Source organism: Xanthomonas dyei (assembly GCF_002939865.1).
Taxonomy (GTDB): domain Bacteria; phylum Pseudomonadota; class Gammaproteobacteria; order Xanthomonadales; family Xanthomonadaceae; genus Xanthomonas; species Xanthomonas dyei.
The window spans coordinates 26,241-46,868 of sequence record NZ_MDEE01000008.1 but is presented as its reverse complement, the minus strand read 5'-3'; the positions used below and the strand labels follow the sequence as shown (position 1 = coordinate 46,868).

Annotated in this window: 13 protein-coding genes, 1 other RNA gene and 2 pseudogenes; 12 read left to right on the top strand and 4 right to left on the bottom strand. The window is 67.3% G+C overall.

The features are described from left to right. Positions 1-47: 47 nt before the first annotated feature. Complete coding sequence (locus tag XdyCFBP7245_RS07875) at positions 48-1,193, bottom strand: ROK family transcriptional regulator (protein ID WP_104615149.1); 1,146 nt, start codon at positions 1,191-1,193, stop codon at positions 48-50. Between the two features lie 106 nt (positions 1,194-1,299). Between XdyCFBP7245_RS07875 and XdyCFBP7245_RS07870 the strand changes: the two genes are divergently transcribed. Genes XdyCFBP7245_RS07870 through XdyCFBP7245_RS07855 form a run of 4 tightly spaced genes read left to right on the top strand, consistent with a single transcriptional unit; the run spans position 1,300 to position 6,487 of the window. Beyond that, complete coding sequence (locus tag XdyCFBP7245_RS07870; protein ID WP_104615148.1) at positions 1,300-3,975, top strand: TonB-dependent receptor; 2,676 nt, start codon at positions 1,300-1,302, stop codon at positions 3,973-3,975. Next, positions 3,965-5,221: a phosphodiester glycosidase family protein gene (locus XdyCFBP7245_RS07865; RefSeq protein ID WP_104615147.1), complete on the top strand. Its 1,257-nt coding sequence runs from the start codon at positions 3,965-3,967 to the stop codon at positions 5,219-5,221. The genes XdyCFBP7245_RS07870 and XdyCFBP7245_RS07865 overlap by 11 nt, the downstream gene beginning before the upstream one ends. A 52-nt stretch (positions 5,222-5,273) precedes the next feature. Continuing rightward, a complete protein-coding gene (gene xth / locus XdyCFBP7245_RS07860; protein ID WP_104615146.1) occupies positions 5,274-6,053 on the top strand; it encodes an exodeoxyribonuclease III in 780 nt (259 codons plus the stop codon). Further along, positions 6,050-6,487: a GFA family protein gene (locus XdyCFBP7245_RS07855; RefSeq protein ID WP_104615145.1), complete on the top strand. Its 438-nt coding sequence runs from the start codon at positions 6,050-6,052 to the stop codon at positions 6,485-6,487. The genes xth and XdyCFBP7245_RS07855 overlap by 4 nt, the downstream gene beginning before the upstream one ends. Positions 6,488-6,811: 324 nt before the next feature. Here the strand turns inward: XdyCFBP7245_RS07855 and XdyCFBP7245_RS07850 are convergent, their stop codons facing one another. Continuing rightward, positions 6,812-7,063: a GlsB/YeaQ/YmgE family stress response membrane protein gene (locus tag XdyCFBP7245_RS07850; protein WP_104615144.1), complete on the bottom strand. Its 252-nt coding sequence runs from the start codon at positions 7,061-7,063 to the stop codon at positions 6,812-6,814. 126 nt (positions 7,064-7,189) lie between these two features. Between XdyCFBP7245_RS07850 and XdyCFBP7245_RS07845 the strand changes: the two genes are divergently transcribed. After that, a complete protein-coding gene (locus tag XdyCFBP7245_RS07845; protein WP_104615206.1) occupies positions 7,190-7,786 on the top strand; it encodes a 4'-phosphopantetheinyl transferase family protein in 597 nt (198 codons plus the stop codon). On the opposite strand, the pseudogene XdyCFBP7245_RS07840 reads toward XdyCFBP7245_RS07845, so the two are convergent. Then, positions 7,771-9,357, bottom strand: a pseudogene (locus XdyCFBP7245_RS07840) (alkaline phosphatase D family protein). The gene XdyCFBP7245_RS07845 and the pseudogene XdyCFBP7245_RS07840 overlap by 16 nt on opposite strands. A gap of 380 nt (positions 9,358-9,737) precedes the next feature. Between XdyCFBP7245_RS07840 and rsmG the strand changes: the two are divergent. Both rsmG and XdyCFBP7245_RS07825 read left to right on the top strand, forming a co-directional pair. Beyond that, the gene (gene rsmG / locus XdyCFBP7245_RS07830; RefSeq protein ID WP_104615142.1) at positions 9,738-10,376 is read left to right on the top strand and encodes a 16S rRNA (guanine(527)-N(7))-methyltransferase RsmG; all 639 of its coding nucleotides are present in this window, start codon (positions 9,738-9,740) and stop codon (positions 10,374-10,376) included. A 360-nt stretch (positions 10,377-10,736) separates the two neighbouring features. Then, a complete protein-coding gene (locus XdyCFBP7245_RS07825) occupies positions 10,737-12,548 on the top strand; it encodes a DUF885 domain-containing protein (protein WP_104615141.1) in 1,812 nt (603 codons plus the stop codon). 464 nt (positions 12,549-13,012) lie between these two features. Here XdyCFBP7245_RS07825 and XdyCFBP7245_RS07815 read toward each other — a convergent pair. Continuing rightward, a non-coding RNA gene (locus XdyCFBP7245_RS07815) (sX9 sRNA) lies at positions 13,013-13,090 on the bottom strand. Positions 13,091-13,202: 112 nt separating this feature from the next. Between XdyCFBP7245_RS07815 and XdyCFBP7245_RS07810 the strand changes: the two genes are divergently transcribed. From XdyCFBP7245_RS07810 to XdyCFBP7245_RS07790, 5 genes and pseudogenes are all read left to right on the top strand, one after another. Then, on the top strand, positions 13,203-13,586 hold the full coding sequence (locus XdyCFBP7245_RS07810; protein WP_170068563.1) for a hypothetical protein: 384 nt from the start codon (positions 13,203-13,205) through the stop codon (positions 13,584-13,586). Positions 13,587-13,642: 56 nt separating this feature from the next. Next, positions 13,643-14,908: a TolC family protein gene (locus tag XdyCFBP7245_RS07805; protein WP_104615140.1), complete on the top strand. Its 1,266-nt coding sequence runs from the start codon at positions 13,643-13,645 to the stop codon at positions 14,906-14,908. Between the two features lie 194 nt (positions 14,909-15,102). After that, on the top strand, positions 15,103-16,392 hold the full coding sequence (locus XdyCFBP7245_RS07800; protein ID WP_104615139.1) for an efflux RND transporter periplasmic adaptor subunit: 1,290 nt from the start codon (positions 15,103-15,105) through the stop codon (positions 16,390-16,392). A 141-nt stretch (positions 16,393-16,533) separates the two neighbouring features. Next, positions 16,534-19,704, top strand: a pseudogene (locus XdyCFBP7245_RS07795) (efflux RND transporter permease subunit); the annotation flags it as partial. Positions 19,705-19,796: 92 nt separating this feature from the next. Then, positions 19,797-20,396 (top strand): cation diffusion facilitator family transporter, encoded by a 600-nt coding sequence (locus tag XdyCFBP7245_RS07790; RefSeq protein ID WP_104615138.1) that lies wholly within the window; start codon positions 19,797-19,799, stop codon positions 20,394-20,396. Positions 20,397-20,628 lie beyond the last annotated feature (232 nt).

Sequence of the window (20,628 nt, the reverse complement as noted above, 5' to 3'; positions counted from 1 at the left end):
ACGGCCAGGCACTGTGCGTGCCAGCGCCGCTGCAGCGCTGCCGCCACTCAACGGAAGTAGCGCGCCTTCAACGGCAGCGTTGCCGCGCCGATCGCGCACGCATCGGCCGGTGCTTCGGCCGGCAGCAGCAGTGGCATCGGGCGGCCCTGGCCGCGGCGCGGCTGGTTGTCGATCTGCACGGCGGCGATCAGCCGTTGCGCCAGATCGGCCGGCAGGCGGCCGCCGAAGACGATGGCTTCCGGGTCGCACACTGCAGTGATCGCCGAGACGATCAGCGACACGCCTGGCGCGCTGCGCGCGATCCAGCGATCGATTGCCGGCCATGCCGGGTCGTAGGCAGACAGCAACGCGCGCACATCCGGCAGCGCGATGCCGTCTTCTGCCACCAGTTCGCGTAGCAACTCCAGCGTGGCGCGCTCGAGCTGTTGCGCCGGCAGCATACCGGCGAACTCACCGGCGTTGCCGCGGGCGCCGCGCAGCACCTGGCCGTCGACCACCAGCCCGCCACCGAAGCCGTAACTGAGGTAGAGATAGGCGAAATCGCGATGCCGCCGGCCCACGCCCAGCATCGCTTCGCCCGCCGCTGCCACGCTGCCGTCGTTGTCCATCCACACCGGCTGGGTAAACGCATCGGCCAGCCACGGACACAGCGCGACCTGGCCCAAGGCGCGCAGCGGCTCGGGCGGATTGATGAAGGTGTCCACGCCGGTAAAAAACCCGCTCATCGCCACGCCGATGCCCAGCCGCGGGCCTGCATCGTCGACGCTCGCCAGCAACGCGGCATCGGCGGCCTGCAACTGGGTCAGCACGCCGTACAAGGTGGTATCGGTCAGCGCGACCTCGGTGACGGCCAGTACCGCACCGGAAAAATCCATCAGCGCCAGGCTCAGCGCATCGGTGGCGATGGAGATGCCCAGCGTGTGGCCGTGCCCCGCGTTCAACGACACCGCCACGCCCGGCTTGCCGCGCCCGGCGCGCGCGATGCCGCTGCCCAAGTGCACCATGCCGCGCGCCTGCAGGCCCTCGATCAGGCGCACTGCGGTCTGCACGGTCAGCCCGGTGCCGCGGCTCAGGTCGGCGCGGGTCAGCACCCCGGCCAGCCGCAAGCGGTCGAGCATGTCGCGCTCGTTGAGGCTCAAGCCGGGCACGGCGGGCGTGTGCGGTGGCAGCGCAAAGGCGGCGGGAGAGGCCATGGGGGAGGGTAGCGCGGGGGAGACACAAGCTTACCCGCCCGCGACTGAAATAATTAATTCACAGTAAGTTATTAAATTAGCCACCTCATCCTCGACCGGCCGCCCCATGTCCCGCCTCAGCACCCGCCCGTGCCCCCGCCTGTGTCTGCTGGCCCTGTGCGTCAGCGCCAGCCTGAGCGCCCATGCCGCCGAGCCGGCGCCGTCCCCGGCGGCTTCCGCCAGCGACGCACCCGTCCAGCTGGACACCGTGCAGGTCTCCGGCCAGCACCTGTCGATCCGCCAGGCCATCGGCGCCAAGCGCGAAGCGGCGGTGGTCTCCGATGGCGTGGCGGCCGACGATATCGGCTCGATCCCCGACTTCGGCCTGGGCGAGGCGTTGCAGCGCGTGCCGGGCGTGTCGATGGTGGTCAACAACGGCCGCGGCGAGGCGCAGTTCATGAGCCTGCGCGGCTTCAATCCCGACTACAACACGGTGCTCATCGACGGGGTGGCGCTGCCGTCCACCGAAACCAACCGGCGCGTGCAGTCGCTGGATGTGATTCCCGCATCGCTGGCGCAGCAGGTGGACATCTACAAAACCTTCAACGCCGACATGGACAGCAATGCCATCGGCGGCATCGCTGCGCTGCGCACGCGCAGCGCGTTCGATCACGACGGCCCGTTCGCCACCGTGCGCGCGAATCTGGCCGATTGGGAAAACCGCCGGCAGCTGCAAGGCAGCGGGCCGTCCGGGCAGGTACAGGGCAGTTTCAGCAACACCTTCGGGCCGGACCACCGCTTCGGTGTGGTGCTGTCGGCCGATTATTTCCGTCGCGATTCGTCGTCGTTGAACACCGCCATCGACAGCTACAGCTACTACGCCAACGGCGCGCGGCAGACCCTGGTCCCCACGCTGGACACCAACGGCATGGCGATCGCCCCGGACCGGTTCCGCCCGCTCAGCTACGACAACGTGCGTCAGCGCCGCAGCGTGTTCGGCAAGCTGGAATACGACGATGGCGATGCGCTGAAACTGGCGTTGAGCGCCGGCTCCTTCGAACACGGCAACGACGAACAACGCCGCTCGCAGTGGATCAACCGGGTCGGCAATGCGCTGGTGGCCGATGCCGACGACGGCCGCTACGCGCAGGGCAGCGCACAGACCGATGCCAACCGCTTCGACCAGACCCGCACGCTGCGCTATGCGCAAGCCAGCGGCAGCTTCCGCCTCAATCCGCAGGGCCACATCGATGTGTTGTTCAACCGTGCCACCGGCAAGTATCGACAAGACACGCGCGAAGACGTGTTCACTGCGGCCGCCTCCGCACGGCTGGGATTCGGCTACGCGCTGGGCAACGACACGCGCCCGACCATCGCCCTGGTCGACCCCGGCTACTACAGCAACCCGGCCAACTACCTGCAGTCGTACTTTCTGACCCGGGTGGAAAAGAGCAGCACCGATACCACCACGGTCAAGGTCGACTACAGCCAGAACGCCGATGCCGATGCGCAGGGATGGGGGCTGCGGACCGGCCTGCAGTACCGCGATCTGCAGCAGCGCTATAACCTGGACGAAGTGCGTCGCAATCCGCTCGGGCGGGTCAGCCTGGCGACGGTCGGGACCGACGATGCGCGCATCTGTCCGTATGCAGATTTCAGCTGCCTGCTGCTGGTCGACCCTGCGCGGGTGGCCGCGTTTGCGGCCGCTTCGCCAAGCGCCTACGTGCTGGCCAACACCAATGCGCGCAATAGCGCGATCGGCGATTTCCGCATCGACGAACGCAATGGCGCGGCCTACCTGATGGGCACCTGGCATGGCGAACGCACGCAGGCCACGTTCGGCCTGCGCAACGAGTATCTGCAGCGCGAGGTGCTCAGTGCGGTGCCGCAGCCGCTGAGCAGCACCACCAATTATCTGCAGCAATCCGACGCCAGCGACCGGCGCTTCTTGTTGCCATCGGCCAACCTTGCCTGGGACCTCACTCCGGCGCTGAAACTGCGCATGGCCGGTAGCCGCACCATCGGCCTGCCCACCTATGGCGATATCGGCCAGAACAGCAGCCCGGTGGTCGATACCACCGGCCTCACCATCAACCGCAGCATCGCCAACCCGCAGCTGCGCCCACGCCGCGCCGACAATCTGGACCTGTCGCTGGAGTGGTACCCGGACCAGGATTCGCAGGTGTCGATGGCCGTGTTCCACAAGCGCATCGACGACGAGATCGTGCGCGTCACCAACACCGATCTGCAGCGCGATCCCGGTGGGCTGGTCGGCACGTATCAGGTCACCACCACCCAGGCGATCAATACCGGCGCGGCCAGCGTGCGCGGCGTCGAGTTCACCGCCATCGATACGCGGTTCGATTTTCTGCCGGGTGCGTGGTCGCATCTGGGCGCGATGGCCAATCTGACCGTGCTCGACCCGCGCACCGCCGACGTGCAGATGAGCGATGGCAGCCTGCGCGCGCTGCCCGGCCTGATGGAATCGCCCAAGCGCAGCGCCAATGCCTCGCTGCTGTACGACCTCGGCCGCTTCAGTGCACGCGTCAGCGCCAATTACACCGGTCTGCAATTGCTGTCCGCAGCCACCGACAACCGCGTCAATGATCGCTACTACGATGCCATCACCAGCTACGACGCACAGCTGGCGTGGCGCTTGTCCAGCAAGCTGCGCATGACCGTGCAGGGCCGCAACCTCAGCAACGCGCGGCTGACCCGCGTCATCGGCGCCGATCAGCAATTGATGCGCGAGCAACTGGATAACGGCCGCGCGTATTACCTGGGAGTGGACTATGCGTTCTGATCGACGCTTTGCTGCGGCACTGGGTATTTGTCTGATGGCCGCATGCATCGGCAATGCGTGTGCCGACCAAGCGGCCACGCCCGCAGCAACGCCGCCGTTCGTGGCGATGGAGACCATCGTCAGCGGCAATTGCTGGGGCCAATGGCCCGACGACGTGCTGGCGGCGGTAACCCGCTGCAAACCGGCCGCGCACAATCGTATTGCGTTGCAGGTGCTCGACGATGCCGACGGCCCGGCACGCGTGGGCAGCGACGCGGCACCCTGCAGTGGCGCGCGCTGCATCGGCCTGGCACAGCTGCTGCAGTCGGCACCGGCGCAAGCGCTGCTGTTGCGCACACCACCGGCACGCATCGATGCGGTCCTGGCTGCGCTGGATCACGCGCAGGCGCGTGCGCGCGCGACCATCGAGCCGCTGGTGCAACCGGTGCCCGCACCTGCCGCGCCGGTCACGCTGGCGCCGGGCGTGCGCTATTGGCGCCAGCGCGTGGATGGCCCACAGCCGGTGATGCTGCACATCGCCCAGATCGACCTGACCACGCCGGGCCTGCACCTGGTCGGCACGCATGGCGACCGCAGCGGCGGTGGCGAATTTCTCGCCAACCCCACCACTGCCTTCGTGCGCGATAACGGGCTGGCGTTGGCGATCAATGCCGACTATTTCTTACCGTTCGATGGTGGTCATTTGTTCGACAAGGCGTTCGTCCCGGCAGCCGGGCAGGGCGTCACTGCCGAAGGCCTGGCCATCGACGATGGCCACCTCGATTCGGCCGCCGCAACCAGTGATGCGCGCGTCGATGCCGCTTTTTGCGTGAGCGCGCGCAACGCCGTGCGCATCGTGCGCGCCAGTTGCCCGTCCGGCACGCGCGTCGGTGTGGGCGCCGGCCCGCTGCTGTTGCTCGATGGCAAGCGCCAACCGCGCGAAGCCACCCAAGCCGACTACTACGACGGCCCCGAGCCGCGCAGCGCGCTGGGCCTGGACCGCGCCGGCACAATCCTGTGGATGGTGGTGGCCGACGGCCGCCAACCCGGCTACAGCGCCGGCATGACGCTGGACGCGCTGACCGCCGTGCTGCAGCAGCTCGGTGCCTATGCGGCCATCAACCTGGACGGCGGCGGCTCCAGCACCCTGGCCGCCCGCGTGGACGGCCGCGTGCGCACGCTCAACCGCCCCATCCACACCGGCATTCCGGGCCGCGAACGCCCGGTCGCCAACCAGTTGGGTGTGCGGATCGTGGGGCAGCCCTGAGGCGTCGGCAGATGGCGCGGTACCATTGGTGGTTTGGACCACGGCCCCCGCCATGAAGATCGCCTCCTGGAACGTCAACTCGCTCAACGTGCGCCTGCCGCACCTGCAACAGTGGCTCACCGATGTCGCGCCGGACGTGGTGGGCATCCAGGAAACCAAGCTGGAAGACCACAAGTTCCCGGATGCGGCGCTGGCCGCGCTTGGGTACCGCAGCGTGTTCTGCGGGCAGAAGACTTACAACGGCGTGGCGATCCTGTCGCGCGCGCCGGCGTTGGACGTGCAGATGGGCATCCCCGGGTTCGATGACGTGCAACAGCGCGTCATCGCCGCCACCGTCGATGGCGTGCGCATCATCAATCTGTACGTGGTCAACGGCCAGGACGTGGGCACCGACAAATACGCCTACAAACTGCGCTGGCTCGATGCGGTGCACGCCTGGATCGCGCAGGAGCTGCAGCGCCATCCGCAGTTGGTGGTGCTGGGCGACTTCAATATCGCCCCGGACGCGCGCGACGTGCACGACCCGGTGGTGTGGAACGAGACCCACATCCTCACCTCCACCGCCGAGCGCGCCGCGCTGGAAAAATTGCTGGCGCTGGGCCTGCACGATGCGTTCCGTTTGCACCATGACCAAGCCGAGCAGTTCAGCTGGTGGGATTACCGCCAGGCCGCGTACCGCCGCAACCTGGGGCTGCGCATCGACCTGACCCTGGTGTCGGATGCGCTGCGCGCACGTGCGGTGGCGGCGGGCATCGACCGCGAACCGCGCACCTGGGAGCGGCCCAGCGACCATGCACCGGCCTGGGTGCAACTGGCGGAGGTGGGCGCATGAGCGAGCGTCACCTGCGTCGCAGCACGCACAAGATCGGCGACGTGACGCTGGGGCCGGTCCACCGTTTGAGCTGCCATTGCGGCGCCGTGCAGATCGACCTGGAATTGCCGCACGGCCTGCTCGATCCACGCCGTTGCGATTGTTCGATGTGCCGCCGTCGTGGCGCCATCGTCGCCTCGGTCGCGCTCGATGGCCTGCACGTCCGGCAGGGCGAAGACGTGCTGCGCCTGTATCAGTTCAACACGCACGCCGCCGCGCATTATTTCTGCGGCGTGTGCGGCATCTACACCCATCACCGCCGCCGCTCCAATCCCAACGAATACGGCTACAACGTCGGCTGCCTGGACGGCGTCAACCCGTACGCGCTGAACATTGCGGTGCAGGTGCACGATGGCGTCAACCATCCGGCAGATCGCGCCGCTGCCGGCAGCTGAAACGACACTGCCCGGGCAAGCCCGGGCAGTGTCGTCACCGATGTGGCGCGATTCAGATCGGCTAACCAATCGACCGCGTAGTCGTTGGGTGCGCGGACGGTGCTCGAAGCCAGTATGTACCGCTCGTACGCTGCGGTTCTCCCGTGCCGTCCATCTCCACCGGCGACTGCTCTTTAGCCGTTCTTAAAGCGACCAGCAAAACAGCCATGAGACTACTGGGTGGATGCGGCCGATGCCCGGAGGCATATGCCGCGCGTACGCTAAGATGACGCCGTGTTATCCGCATGCACCTGACGGCCGCACCCACCAGTTTGTCCGACGCTGTTAGCGCAACCGGCCACGGGTAAACAGATTGACGATGGCCAGCAGAATCACCGCACCCACCAGCGACCAGACAAAGGTCATCAGCGTGATCGCCTGATTGATGCCGCCGCCTAAGAACCAGCCGGCGATCATGGCACCGACGATGCCGACCACCACATTGAGAATGATGCCCTGCTGTGCATCGCGACGCATGATGATGCTGGCCAGCCAACCCACGATGCCGCCGATGATCAACCAGATGATGATGCCCATGGTGCCAATCTCCTCGTTCGCTTGCACCGGGAGTGGTGCATGCGCGCCATTGGACGCAGCGCGCCGTGAAGCAGCTGTCGCGTGCGACCCACGCACTGTCCAAGCGTTGGGGTTGGTGTGCACGGCGTGACAGCGCACGCTGGGTGGCAGCATGGCCCGGTGCAGCTATGGCTATGCCCGCATCGGCCCGGTGAGCGCGGCGAACCGCAGGCGCGGCAGCTGCTAGGCCCGGCCCTGGCGATCGACCCGGCCGCGGTGCCGCTGCTGCGCGATGCGCGTGGTCGCCCTTCGCTGCAGCCGGCGCTGCCCGACTGGGATACCGGCTGGAGCCACAGTGGCGATTACTTGCTGGTCGGGCTGGGCCGCGGCGTGCGGCTGGGGGTGGATCTGGAACGCATCCGCGCCCGCCCGCGCCTGCTGGACATCGCGCAGCGTTTCTTTCATCCGGACGAACTGGCGTTGCTGGCGGCGCTGGAGGCCGATGCGCAACAGGCGCTATTTTTCCGCCTGTGGTGCGCCAAGGAGGCCTTGCTCAAGGCCTACGGGCATGGCCTGTCGTTCGGTCTGCATCGGCTTGCGTACGCCGTTGACTCGGATGGCGCATTGCACCTGCAGTGGTGCGACCCCGAACTAGGTGATGCCGCACAGTGGCAGCTGCACGAATGGTGGGCCGCGCCGGACTGCCGCGCCGCGTTGGCGTTCTATCCTCAGCCCGCCGCGTGAGGCCCCGCGCCATACGGCAGGATCGGCTGACGGAACTGCGCCACGCCATCGAGATCGCGCAAGGTCACCGTCAACACGCCGCTGGCGCCGTCGATCTCCACCTCGCCGAAGAACTGATACCCGGCCAACGGTGAGGTGTTCGGCGCGGGCGGCGCCTTCTGGAACACGACCGTCGGGCCGAAGGTGGCATCCAGCGCATTCGGCCCGAAGCTGCCGGCATTGAGCGGGCCGCCGACAAATTCCCAGAACGGCTCGAACTGCTGAAACGCCGCGCGGTCCGGGTGGTAGTAATGCGCGGCGCAATAATGCACATCGGCCGTCAGCCACACCGTGTTGCGGATGCGCGCGCGGCTGATGAAGCGTAGCAGCGCGGCGATCTCCTGCTCGCGTCCGCGCGGCGCGCCGTCATCGCCGTTGGCGATCGCTTCCCAGCGCAGGTGCCCGTTACCATCTTCGCCATCGGGGACCTGCAAACCGATCGGCATGTCGGCGGCAATCACCTTCCACTGCGCGCGTGAGCCGGCCAGCTCGCGCTGCAACCAGGCCAGCTGCTCGACCCCGAGAAATGCGGTGTCCGCGCTTGGCGTGGGTTGCAGATTGTCGCTGTTGGCAGCGCGATAACTGCGCATGTCCAACACGAATACATCCAGCAGCGGGCCATAGCCGATCTTGCGATAGATGCGCCCATTGCCATCGGCGCGCACCCCGCGCATCGGGGCGTATTCCAGGAACGCCTTGCGCGCACGTGTGGCTAGCACGCCGATGTCGCGCACCTGGTAGCGCGCATCCAGTTGCTTGCCGGGCGACCAGTTGTTGGTGGTTTCGTGGTCGTCCCATTGCCACAGTTGCGGCACCTCGGCATTGAAGCGGCGCACATGGTCGTCGAGCAGGTTGTAGCGGTAGTTGCCGCGAAATTCGTCCAGCGTTTCGGCCACCTTGCTCTTGGCCGCGGTGGTGAGATTGCGCCAGCGTTTGCCGTCTTCCACGGTGAGTTCGGCCGGGATCGGGCTGTCGGCGTAGATGGTGTCGCCGCTATGCAGGAAGAAATCCGGGTTGCGTGCGCGCATCGCGCTTTAGATGCGCATGCCGCCGATGTCGGGATTGATGCCGAAGCCCTGGCCCACGGTGTCGCCGCTCCAGACAAAACGCACATCGCGGCGCGTCTGTGGTGCGCTACGCAGATGGCCATGCACCGGCGCACTCAGTACACCGCTGTCGGCGTCCTCGAAACGCACCCGATAGAAGATTTCCTGATCGCACGGCAACCCGCCCAGGTCCGCGCGCGCGGTGAAATCGTGGGCGGGTACCGCCATGCCTCCCTCCACGCGGCGCGCCTGGCGCAGGCTGGGCCGCGTATCCCATTCCACCCGCATCCGCGCCGGGCGGTCTGCGCGGCTCCACAGCAGTGCGCGACCGTCGCGCACATCGCCGCTCTGCACGCCATCGGTGATGATCGGTCGCCCGGAGGGCGCGGCCAGGCTGCGTGCAGACCCACCGCCGGCGGCCGGCAGCAACAGCCCGGCGCCCAAACCTTGCAACACGCGGCGGCGCGCGGGATCGGAAGCGGTCATGGGGTGTCCTTCGCACAACGGGGGAGCCTGCAGATGTAGCGCCGCTGTCTTACCGCTGCGTGTCCGGCAACGGCACAGCTCCAGGCCGCGTGACCGGGATCACGCCGATGCCGGCCAGGGATGCGCCGGCATCGGCGGACGGGATATTCGCAATGCGTCGCCGTATCGCGGCCGCCAGCCGATGCGGTGAACCGCCGGCCGATTGTGTCGATGCACGCTCCGGTTGCTTCAGATCATTCCCGCGAGCATCGACGCTTCCCGCTTCCCGCTTCCCGCTTCCCGCTTCCCAATCCCCAATCCCCAATCCCCAATCCCCAATCCCCAATCCCCAATCCCCAATCCCGCCACGCCACGCCACGCCCACCTGCGATAATCGCGGCATGAACGATGCCGCACTTCCCCCCGATGTCTCCGCCGCGCTGGCGCATGGCCTGCAGGCCCAATCCCTGAATGCGGATTTCGCCGCGCCGTTGCTGCGCTATCTCACGCTGCTGGTGCGCTGGAACAAGACCTACAACCTCACCGCCGTGCGCGACCCGCGCGAGATGGTCACCCGCCATCTGCTCGATTCGCTGGCCATGCAGCCGTACATCGCCAGCGGTACCCTGGCCGATCTGGGCACCGGCCCCGGCCTGCCCGGTATCCCGCTGGCGATCACCCGCCCGCAGCTGCAGGTGACCCTGGTGGAAAGCAACGGCAAGAAGGCGCGCTTCATGCGCGAGGCCTTGCGTCACCTGGCGCTGGGCAATGCGCGCGTGGCCGAGTCGCGCGCCGAAGCGCTGGATGAGCAGGCCGCCTACGACCACCTCACCGCCCGCGCGCTGGATACGTTGGCCGGCATCATCGACGTCGGTGGTCACCTGCTGCGCCCGGGCGGCAGCCTGCTGGCGATGAAGGGGGTCTACCCGCACGAGGAAATCGCCGCGCTCCCGGCCGGCTGGACGCTGGCCGAGGTACACCCGCTGCAGGTGCCTGGCCTGGATGGCGAACGGCATCTGGTGGTAGTGCGTAAGGCCTGAGCCGAAGCCACGTTTATCTGCCTCGAGCGGCCCTCACCCCGACCCTTTCCCGCAAGCGGGAGAGGGGGCGATACTGCCCTCGCCAAGCGCGTCACGTCCTTTACCTCCGGCGAACCTTTACCTCCGGCGAAGAGGTGACGACCGGCTTCTGACAAGCCCACCACGTCTCTTCCCCCGCCTACGGGGGAAGGTGCCCGCAGGGCGGATGGGGGCAGTCCCTGACTCGCCCCGCCATATCAATCCAGCCGCCGATACTCCAGCCACACCCGTGCGCCGGCCCGCGTTGGGACTTCCGGCCCATGGCAGCGCTCCCGGGGGCTGCCATGATCGGGCGTTCGCTCCAGATCAGGCTCTCCGCACGTGACCTCTCCTCTCGCCGCTGCACTCTCGCTCGCCCTGCTGGGCCTGTCCTTCGGCGCTGTCGCCGCTCCGCCCGTCGCCGCTCCGGCCACGCTGACTGCCGAAGCACCTGCCGACGCGCGCTTCCGCGCGATCTACGAAAAAGAGTGGGCATGGCGTCAGGCCGAAACCGGCCAGGCCGATGAAGACACCGACACCACCGGCGACAACACCAAGCTGCCGGACGTCGGCGCGACCGCGCAGCAGGCGCGTCTAGCAGTGTGGGAGGGTGTGCTCAAGCAGCTCGACGGCATCGACCCCAAGCAGCTCTCGTCCGCCAACCAGGTCAACCTTGCGATCTATCGCCCGCAGGTGGAAAACCTCGCGGCCGAAGTGCGTCTGCGGCTGTACGAGATGCCGTTCAATTCCGACAGCTCGTTCTGGTCCAACCTGGGCTTCATGGCGCAGCGGCCAATGAAGACCGCCGCCGAGTACCGTGCCTATATCGCGCGCTTGAACGATGTGCCGCGCTATTTCGACCAGCAGATCGTCAACATGCGCACCGGGCTGGCGCGCGGCTTCAGCGTGCCGCGCGCGGTGCTGGACGGGCGCGATGTCTCCATCGCCACCGTCGCCGAGGTCAAGGACCCCACCGAGTCCACCTTCTACGCGCCGTTCAAGCAACTGCCGGCGCAGATCCCGGCCGCCGAGCAGGCGCAGTTGCGTGCGCAGGCCAAGACTGCGGTCAGCGGCGCGGTGCTTCCGGCCTACGCCAAGTTGCTGACCTTTTTCCGCACCGACTACATGCCCAAGGCGCGCACTACTTTGGCCGCCGAAGCGCTGCCCGATGGCAAGGCGTTTTATCGTCAGCAGATCCGCGAATACACCACGCTGGAATTGACGCCCGAGCAGATCCACCAGATCGGCCTGGACGAGGTGGCGCGCATCCAGACCCAGATGAACGCCATCATCCAGCAGGTGGGGTTCAAGGGCAGCTTCGCGCAGTTCCTCAGCTTCCTGCGCACCGACCCGCAGTTCTACGCCAAGACCCCGCAGGAGCTGCTCGATCGCGCCGCATGGATCTCCAAGCGCGTGGACGGGCAGGTGGGCAAGTTCATCGGCACATTGCCGCGCGGGCGCTTCACCATCAAGCCGGTGCCGGCCGATATCGCGCCGTTCTGGACCGCCGGGCGCGGCGGCGCCACGACTTACTGGGTCAACACCTACAACCTGCCGTCGCGGCCGCTGTACAACCTGCCGGCGCTGACCTTGCACGAGTCTTCGCCCGGCCATTCCTTGCAGGGCTCGCTCGCATTGGAGCAGGGCGAGCAGCCGGCATTCCGGCGCGAAAACTACATTTCCGCCTATGGCGAAGGCTGGGCGCTGTACACCGAAAAACTCGGCCAGGAGATGGGCATCTACGAGACCCCGTACGAGGAATTCGGCCGGCTCACCTACGAAATGTGGCGCGCCTGCCGGCTGGTGATCGACACCGGCGTACACCACGACGGCTGGACCCGCGAGCAGGCGCTGGCCTATCTGCGCGACCGCACCGCGCTCAGCGAGCATGAAGTCACCACCGAAGTGGACCGCTACATCTCCTGGCCCGGCCAGGCGCTGAGCTACAAGCTGGGCGAGATCACCATCGTCAAGCTGCGCGCCGAGGCCGAACAGGAGCTGGGCGAGCGCTTCGACATCAAGGCCTTCCACGACGTGGTGCTGAAGCAGGGCTCGGTCACCCTGCCGGTGCTGGAGCAGCAGGTGCGTGCGTTTATCGCCCAGAGCAAGGCGCGCCCGGCCGATGCCAAGCGGGTCCGCACCGTGGCGCCGTGATGGCTAGGAGCACTGGGAGCACTTGGAGCGGCGGACAGGACCACCTGTAGAGCGTCTGATCTGTGGTTGGGCTGCAGGGCCCTTGCCCGCCCACCATCACGGGACACACCGTGAATCCGTCCCTGGAGGCTCTTACGCGGCATCCATGCCGCGTAAGGTCCCGCGACGGTGGGCGGGCAAGGACCAGTGGACATGGTCGGTATGAACGGTAGGAGCAGTGCTTGATGCGCGTTGTCGGATCGTGACGCGCCGGCGCAATGTTTGATGTGCAGCGCGCTACAAGCGGCTTTTACGCGACCACCGACCAACGTTCTGGTGCGGTGTCCCCGCCGCTTGCGGGACCGTTGGCGGCATGGATGCCGCCACCGAGCCCCCAGGGACGGGTTCACGGCGTGTCCCGCGAGCGGTGAGGGCACCGCACCCTCGGCCCACCAAGGCTCTGCCCTGAGCTTCCAACTAAGAGCGGCTAACAAAACGTAGCGAAGCGGTCGTTAGGTGAGTGCGGGTGGCGCGCTCAGAACCGGAGTGTAGGAGTGGTACATGCCGCACCGAGCACCGACCGCACCCGCCTGGCGGCCGCGCAGTGGTGCTGTTGGCCGCTCTTAGCCGTGCATGCGATTGTGTAACTACCCTGGCCCCGATACGCTGCGCCCCATGTTGCTTCGCCGCGCCCGCCTGTTGCACCCTCTGCTGCGCCTGATGGCGTTGGCGGTGCTGGTCATGGGCGTGCTGGTCGCGCCGGTTGCCTGTGCACTGGGCGATGTGCATGCGCTGGCGCACGACCAGGCGCATCTGGACGACAGCGCGCCGCACGGCCACGACGGCGCCGATGAAGACGATGCCGGCGAGCGCGATGGTGCTGGCCTGCTGCATGCGTTGATGCACAGCGGTTACTGCCATGGGCATAGCCCGGCGATGCTGCCTGCCATCGCCTGGGGTCCACTGCCGATGCGCGCACACGCGCAGCCGGCCGCGCTGACCTCCGACTACCGTTCGCATCTGATCGATACCTTGCTGCGGCCCCCGATCGCGGCCTGATGCCTTGCCGGCGGCTGCCGGCCTGTCCATCGATCCCGATTCGCGGAGATACCCTCATGTGGTTGCGACTGGCGGCACTTGCCGCCTTCGCGGTCGTGCCGTGCGCCATGGCGCAGGACGTACCGCCCCAAACCGTGCTTACGTTGGACGACGCCATCGCGCGCGTCGCTGCCAAGCACCCCGATCTACGTCTGGCCGACGGCCAGCAGGCCGTGCTCACCGCCGAGGCGCAGCGCGATGCGTTGCGCCCGCCGTTGCGCATCGGCGCGGAGATCGAAAACGTATTCGGCAGCGGGCCGACCCGCGCGCTGGACCAGGCCGAACTCACCGTCACCCTGGCCAGCGTGCTCGAACGCGGCGGCAAGCTGGATGCGCGCCGCACCCTGGCGCAGGCGCGCATCGATGCGCTGGCTCCGCAACGTGCCATCGCGCGGTTGGACGTGCTGGCCGACGTGGCGCGGCGCTATCTGGCCACTACCGCCGCCCGCCAGCGCCACACCATCGCGCTGGAAACCCTGGCGCAGCGCCAACGCACCGTGGCCGCCGCCCGCCAGCGGCTGCAGGCCGGCGCATCGCCCGAATCGGTCCTGCTCACCGCACAGGCCCTGCAGGCGCGTGCGGAACTGGACCGCGACCGCGCGCAGCTGGAGGTGGCCGCGGCACGTCGGCAACTGGCGTTGCTATGGGGCGCGCGCAGCATCGAGGCCGACCAGATCAGCGGCGATGCCTTGCAGCTGCCGGCCATCCCGGAGTTCGAGGTGCTGGCGCAGTTACTCGACAGCACACCGGAGCTGGCGCGCTTGAACAACGAGCAGCGCCTGCGTGATGCGCGGCTGCAGCTGGCCCGCAGCCAGGCCAGCCCGGACCTGGACTGGCAAGTAGGTGTGCGCCGGCTCGAAGGCAACAACGCCACCGCGCTGGTCGGCAGTGTGTCGCTCGCACTGGGCAGCGCCGGTCGCGCGCAGCCGGACATCCGCGCCGCGCAGGCCGAGCTATCGCTGCTGGACATCGAACGCCAATCGCAGGCCTTGCAGCTGTACGCCACCTTGGCCGATGCGCATGGGCGTTACCGCGCCGGCCAGCTGGAAGTGGCGCGCATGCGCGAGGAGGTGCTGCCCGCGCTGGCACGCGCCGATACCGCTGCAGAGCGGGCTTACCGCGCCGGAGCCACCAGTTATCTGGATTGGGCGCAGCTGCAGGCGCAGCGCAGCGATGCACGGCAGCAGCAACTCGCTGCCGCCGTGGAAGCGCAGAGCGCATTGATCGAAATCCAGCGGCTGACCGGGCAACCGTTCGTGGTCACGGCGGAGACGACGCCATGACGACGACCATCCAGATGTACGCGCGGTTGCACACACCGTTGCACGCTATCTCGCCCGCACCGCTAGCCGTAACCTGCACCGCAGACGCTACCCACGCGGGCACCGCTACGCGCACGCAGCCGCAGCCGCCTCGCCGCACCTCACTCGCTGCATCGCTCGGCGCACCGCGCCGGCATTCCAAAGGATCTCGTTCGATGACGCCATACATTTTTGCGCCGCTGTTGCTGGCGCTGCTGCTCGGCGGTTGCGGCCGCGCCGACGAAGACGCCCACGGCCATGCAGGCAGCGAGGCCGGCCATGCCGAAGAGGGTGGCGGTGCCGAGGAGGGCGGCATTGCCGAGCACGCCGACGAGGCCAAAGGCAAACACGGCGGCCGGCTGCTCAGCCAGGACGGCGACAGCGTGGAGCTTGCGATTGCCGAAGACGGCCGCCCGCCGACGTTCCAGGCCTGGCTGTATCGCGATGGCAAACCAGTGCCGGCCAGCGCCGGCAGCGTGGAGGTCAAGACCACGCGGCTGGGGGGCAAGGTCGACACCTATCCGCTGCGTGCGCAGGCCGACGGAAGCCTGCTGGCCGCCAGCGAAGTAGGCGAGCCGCATTCGTTCGATGTGGAAGTGCGCGCCAGCGTGCAGGGCAAGACGCATCGCTGGACCTATTCCAGCTACGAAGGCCGCACCACGATCGCCGCCAAGATTGCGCAGGACGCCGGTATCCGCATGGCGCCGGTGGGTGCCGGCAGCATCGCCGATCAGCACGAGGTGCAAGGCCTGCTGACGCCGGCAGAAGGTGCGCAGGCGCAGGCGACCGCGCGCTTTCCCGGGCCGGTACGCAGCTTGCGTGTCAACGTCGGCGATCAGGTGCGTGCCGGCCAGGTGCTGGCCACGGTGGAGAGCAATCTCAGCCTGACCACCTACTCGGTCACCGCGCCGATCAGCGGCACCGTGCTGGCGCGTCACGCCAGCCTGGGCAGCAACGCGGGTGAGGGCCAATCGCTGTTCGAGATCGCGGATCTGTCGAGCCTGTGGGTGGATCTGCACATCTTCGGCGCCGACGCCGGGCATATCGCCGCCGGCGCGCCGGTGACGGTGACGCGCATCAGCGATGGCGTGGTGGCGCAAACCGTCCTGGAGCGCGTGTTGCCGGGCACGGCCACGGCCAGCCAGAGCACGGTGGCACGCGCGGTGTTGCGCAATACCGACGGGTCCTGGCGACCAGGCTCGGCAGTGAAGGCGCGGGTGACGGTCGCGCAGCAGCCGGCCGCGATGGTGGTGCCGGTGGGAGCCTTGCAGCAGTTTCGCGACTGGGATGTGGTGTTTGTGCGCGTGGGCGATGTGTACGAGGCGCGGCCGGTGACGTTGGGCGCGCGCGACGCGCAGCAGGTGGAGCTGGTTTCGGGCGTGTCGCCGGGCGACACGGTGGTGGTGGAGCAGAGTTATCTGGTGAAGGCCGACATCGAGAAGTCGGGGGCATCGCATGATCATTGATCAGCGTGTTTCCGGTTTGATTCGAAGCCGACCGCATGTGCGTGCTTGGGAGCGACTCTTCTCTTGTGCGCTTTTAAGCCACGCTCCCGGTAAGCACGGGTGCGGCGATCTCCTCGATCATCGTGCGTGGAGGTGGGCGTCATGCTGACCAACATCATTCGGTTTGCGATCGCGCAGCGGTGGTTGATGCTGGCGCTCACGGGGGTATTGATCGCGATCGGGGCGTGGAGTTTTTCGCGCTTGCCGATCGATGCCACGCCGGACATCACCAATGTGCAGGTGCAGGTCAATACCGCAGCGCCGGGGTATTCGCCGCTGGAGTCGGAGCAGCGGGTGACGTTTCCGTTGGAGACGGTGCTGGCGGGATTACCGGGGTTGGAGTCGACGCGCTCGCTGTCGCGCTATGGCTTGTCGCAGGTAACCGCCGTGTTTGCCGATGGCACCGATCTGTACTTTGCGCGGCAGCAGGTGGCCGAGCGTTTGCAGCAGGTCAAATCGCAGTTACCGGCCGAGCTTGAGCCGCAATTGGGGCCGATCGCTACCGGCCTGGGCGAGATCTTCATGTACACCGTGGAGGCCAAGCCCAATGCGCGCAAATCCGACGGCACCGCGTGGACGGCGACCGATCTGCGCACCCTGCAGGATTGGGTGGTGCGGCCGCAGTTGCGCAATGTGCCCGGCGTCACCGAGGTCAACACCATCGGCGGCTATGCGCGGCAGATCCATATCACGCCCGATCCGGCGCGCCTGGTCGCGTTGGGCTTTACGCTGGATGACGTGGCGCAGGCGGTAGAAGCGAATAATCGCAACATCGGTGCCGGCTATATCGAACGGAACGGGCAGCAGTTTCTGGTGCGCGTGCCGGGACAGGTGGATGACATCGCGCAGATCGGCGCGATCGTGCTGGATCGCCGCGAAGGCGTGCCGATCCGGGTACGCGATGTGGCGCAGGTCGGCGAAGGCCGCGAGTTGCGCACCGGGGCCGCCACGCAGGACGGCACCGAAGTGGTGCTCGGCACGGTGTTCATGCTGGTCGGCGCCAATAGCCGCACGGTGTCGCAAGCGGCCGCCGAGCGCCTGAAAGTGGCCAACGCCAGCTTGCCGGCCGGCGTGCAGGCGGTGCCGGTGTACGACCGCACCGCGTTGGTCGACCGCACCATCGTCACCGTCGCCAAGAACCTGATCGAAGGCGCCTTGTTGGTGATCGTGGTGTTGTTCCTGCTGCTGGGCAATGTGCGTGCGGCATTGATCACTGCGGCGGTGATTCCGTTGGCGATGTTGTTCACCCTCACCGGCATGGTGCGCGGTGGCGTGTCCGGCAATCTGATGAGCCTGGGTGCGCTGGATTTCGGCTTGATCGTCGATGGTGCGGTGATCATCGTGGAGAACTGCCTGCGTCGCTTCGGCGAAGCGCAGCTGCGACTTGGGCGTGTGCTCGATCGCGACGAACGCTTTGCACTCACTGCCGAGGCCACCGCCGAGGTGATCCGTCCCAGCCTGTTCGGCCTGGGCATCATCACCGCGGTGTATCTGCCGGTGTTCGCGCTCACCGGCATCGAAGGCAAGATGTTCCACCCGATGGCCATCACCGTGGTGCTGGCGCTGAGCGGAGCGATGCTGTTGTCGCTGACCTTCGTGCCGGCGGCGATCGCCTTGCTGCTCGGCGGCAAGGTGGCCGAGCATGAAAACCGCGCAATGCGCTGGGCGCGCGGTGTGTATGCGCCCTTGCTGGATCGCGCGCTGCGACACGGGCGCTGGGTCGGCATTGCGGCGCTGGTCACGGTAGCGCTGTGTGCGGTGCTATCCACACGGCTGGGCAGCGAATTCATCCCCAATCTGGATGAAGGCGATGTCGCCCTGCATGCCTTGCGCATTCCCGGCACCAGCCTGGAACAAGCCATCACCATGCAATCCACCCTGGAAAAACGCATCAAGCAATTTCCTGAAGTGGCGCATGTGTTCGGCAAGCTCGGCACCGCCGAAGTGGCCACCGACCCGATGCCGCCATCGGTGGCCGATACGTTCTTGATCATGCATCCGCGTGCGCAATGGCCGGACCCGCGCAAGCCCAAGGCGCAGTTGGTGGCCGAGATCGAAGCGGCGGTGAAACAGCTGCCTGGCAACAACTACGAGTTCACCCAGCCGATCCAGATGCGCATGAACGAGCTGATTTCCGGCGTGCGTGCGGATGTGGCGATCAAGGTCTACGGCGACGATCTGGAAACCCTGGTGAAAGTGGGGCAGCGCGTGCAGGAGATCGCCAGCAGCGTGCCCGGCGCAGCCGATGTCAGCCTGGAACAGGCCACCGGCCTGCCGATGCTGGCGGTGGTGCCCGATCGCGCAGCACTGGCCGGCTACGGGCTCAATCCCGGTGTGGTGCAGGACACCGTGGCCGCTGCGGTGGGCGGGCAGGAGGCCGGGCAATTGTTTGAAGGCGACCGTCGTTTCGACATCGTGGTACGGCTGCCGGAGGGCTTGCGTCAGGACCCGGCAGCCTTGGCGGATCTGCCGATCCCGCTGCGCGGCGATGGCGAGCGTGGCGATGCCGACGAATCCAGCCGCGCGGCCGGCTGGCGCAGCGGCGAGCCGACCACCGTGCCGCTACGTGAGGTCGCCAAGATCGAGACCGTACTTGGCCCGAACCAGATCAATCGCGAAGACGGCAAGCGCCGCATCGTCATCACCGCCAACGTGCGCGACCGCGATCTGGGCGGTTTCGTGGCGGAGGTGCAGCAGCGTGTGCAGGCGGAGGTCGCCTTGCCCACCGGTTACTGGATCGGCTATGGCGGCACCTTCGAGCAACTGATCTCCGCCGGCCAGCGCCTGGCCTGGGTGGTGCCGGGCACCTTGTTGCTGATCTTCGCGCTGTTGTACTGGTCGTTCGGTTCGTTGCGCGATGCGGTGGTGGTGTTCAGCGGCGTGCCGTTGGCGCTGACCGGTGGCGTGGTGGCCTTGGCCATGCGTGGGTTGGCGTTGTCGATCTCGGCCGGTGTCGGCTTCATCGCGTTGTCGGGCGTGGCGGTGCTCAATGGCTTGGTGATGATCGCCTTCATCCGTGGCTTGCGCGCCGACGGCATGCCGTTGGAGCAGGCCCTGCGCGAAGGCGCATTGTCGCGCCTGCGGCCGGTGTTAATGACCGCGCTGGTTGCCGCGCTGGGCTTCGTGCCGATGGCCTTCAACGTCGGCGCCGGTGCGGAGGTGCAGCGCCCGCTGGCGACAGTGGTGATCGGCGGCATCGTCTCGTCCACCTTGCTCACCTTGCTGGTGTTGCCGGTGCTGTATCGGTGGCTGCATCGGGAGCGATCAGGGCGATCCAGAGCTGTTGTCGCGGCAACGCCACGCGGGGGGCGACGCATGAGCAAGTCCTGTTGCGGGTGTAGCAAGACACTTGGGATGTTGCAGCGATGCAGGCCCGTCAGCGGCGCGTGCTTTGGTGGGTGTTGGCGATCAATGTCGGCGCCTTTGCGCTGATGCTGGCAGGTGCGCTGCACAGTGGCGCCGCCTCGCTGCTGTCCGGCAGCCTGGATAATCTGGGCGATGCGCTCACGTACGCACTGAGCCTGGCGGTGGTGGGCGCCAGCCTGGCGGCCAAGGCGCGGGTGGCCTTGCTCAAGGCCGGGTTGATCCTGCTGGCGGCGCTGGCGGTGGCGGCGGAAATCGGCTGGAAACTGGCTCACCCGCAGTTGCCGTTGTTCCAGAGCATGGGCGTGGTGGCGGCGCTGAACGTTGCCGCCAATCTGGCATGCCTGCGCCTGCTGTGGCCGTACCGCAACGGCGACATCAATCTGGCGTCGACGTGGGCCTGCTCGCGCAACGATGTCTACGAGGGCATTGCGGTGCTGGCTGCCAGTGCGGCGGTGTGGGCGTTCGGCAGCGGTTGGCCCGACCTGGTGATCGCGGTGGCGTTGCTGCTGCTGTTCCTGCGCTCGGCCTGGCAGGTGGCGCATGCAGCCCTGGCGGAGTTGCACCAGGCCTCTGCGATGGCGCAGGCCGGGGGCGGCTGATCGACGCCTGCGCACGCGCCGGGTAGATGCCGTGCGCAGGCGGGCTCGCTGTAAGTGCTTGCGATACAAGGAATTGCCGTGCATAATGCGCGGCTCGCTGTGGCCGGATCGCTCCGGATGGCGGCACTCAGCGCGATGGGGTTGCCGGCCGGTTCCAGCGTAAGTTCTTGATTCCCAACGTTGCGTGGCAGCTTGATGCTGTCGGGGCCGCCGCTCCCCAGGCTATGGGTGG

Bases quoted from the DNA above. Each gene is read 5' to 3' on its own strand.
- XdyCFBP7245_RS07875 (WP_104615149.1), bottom strand. From the start codon at position 1,193: ATGGCCTCTCCCGCCGCCTTTGCGCTGCCACCGCACACGCCCGCCGTG.
- XdyCFBP7245_RS07870 (WP_104615148.1), top strand. From the start codon at position 1,300: ATGTCCCGCCTCAGCACCCGCCCGTGCCCCCGCCTGTGTCTGCTGGCC.
- XdyCFBP7245_RS07865 (WP_104615147.1), top strand. From the start codon at position 3,965: ATGCGTTCTGATCGACGCTTTGCTGCGGCACTGGGTATTTGTCTGATG.
- xth (WP_104615146.1), top strand. From the start codon at position 5,274: ATGAAGATCGCCTCCTGGAACGTCAACTCGCTCAACGTGCGCCTGCCG.
- XdyCFBP7245_RS07855 (WP_104615145.1), top strand. From the start codon at position 6,050: ATGAGCGAGCGTCACCTGCGTCGCAGCACGCACAAGATCGGCGACGTG.
- XdyCFBP7245_RS07850 (WP_104615144.1), bottom strand. From the start codon at position 7,063: ATGGGCATCATCATCTGGTTGATCATCGGCGGCATCGTGGGTTGGCTG.
- rsmG (WP_104615142.1), top strand. From the start codon at position 9,738: ATGAACGATGCCGCACTTCCCCCCGATGTCTCCGCCGCGCTGGCGCAT.
- XdyCFBP7245_RS07810 (WP_170068563.1), top strand. From the start codon at position 13,203: ATGTTGCTTCGCCGCGCCCGCCTGTTGCACCCTCTGCTGCGCCTGATG.
- XdyCFBP7245_RS07805 (WP_104615140.1), top strand. From the start codon at position 13,643: ATGTGGTTGCGACTGGCGGCACTTGCCGCCTTCGCGGTCGTGCCGTGC.
- XdyCFBP7245_RS07800 (WP_104615139.1), top strand. From the start codon at position 15,103: ATGACGCCATACATTTTTGCGCCGCTGTTGCTGGCGCTGCTGCTCGGC.
- XdyCFBP7245_RS07790 (WP_104615138.1), top strand. From the start codon at position 19,797: ATGCAGGCCCGTCAGCGGCGCGTGCTTTGGTGGGTGTTGGCGATCAAT.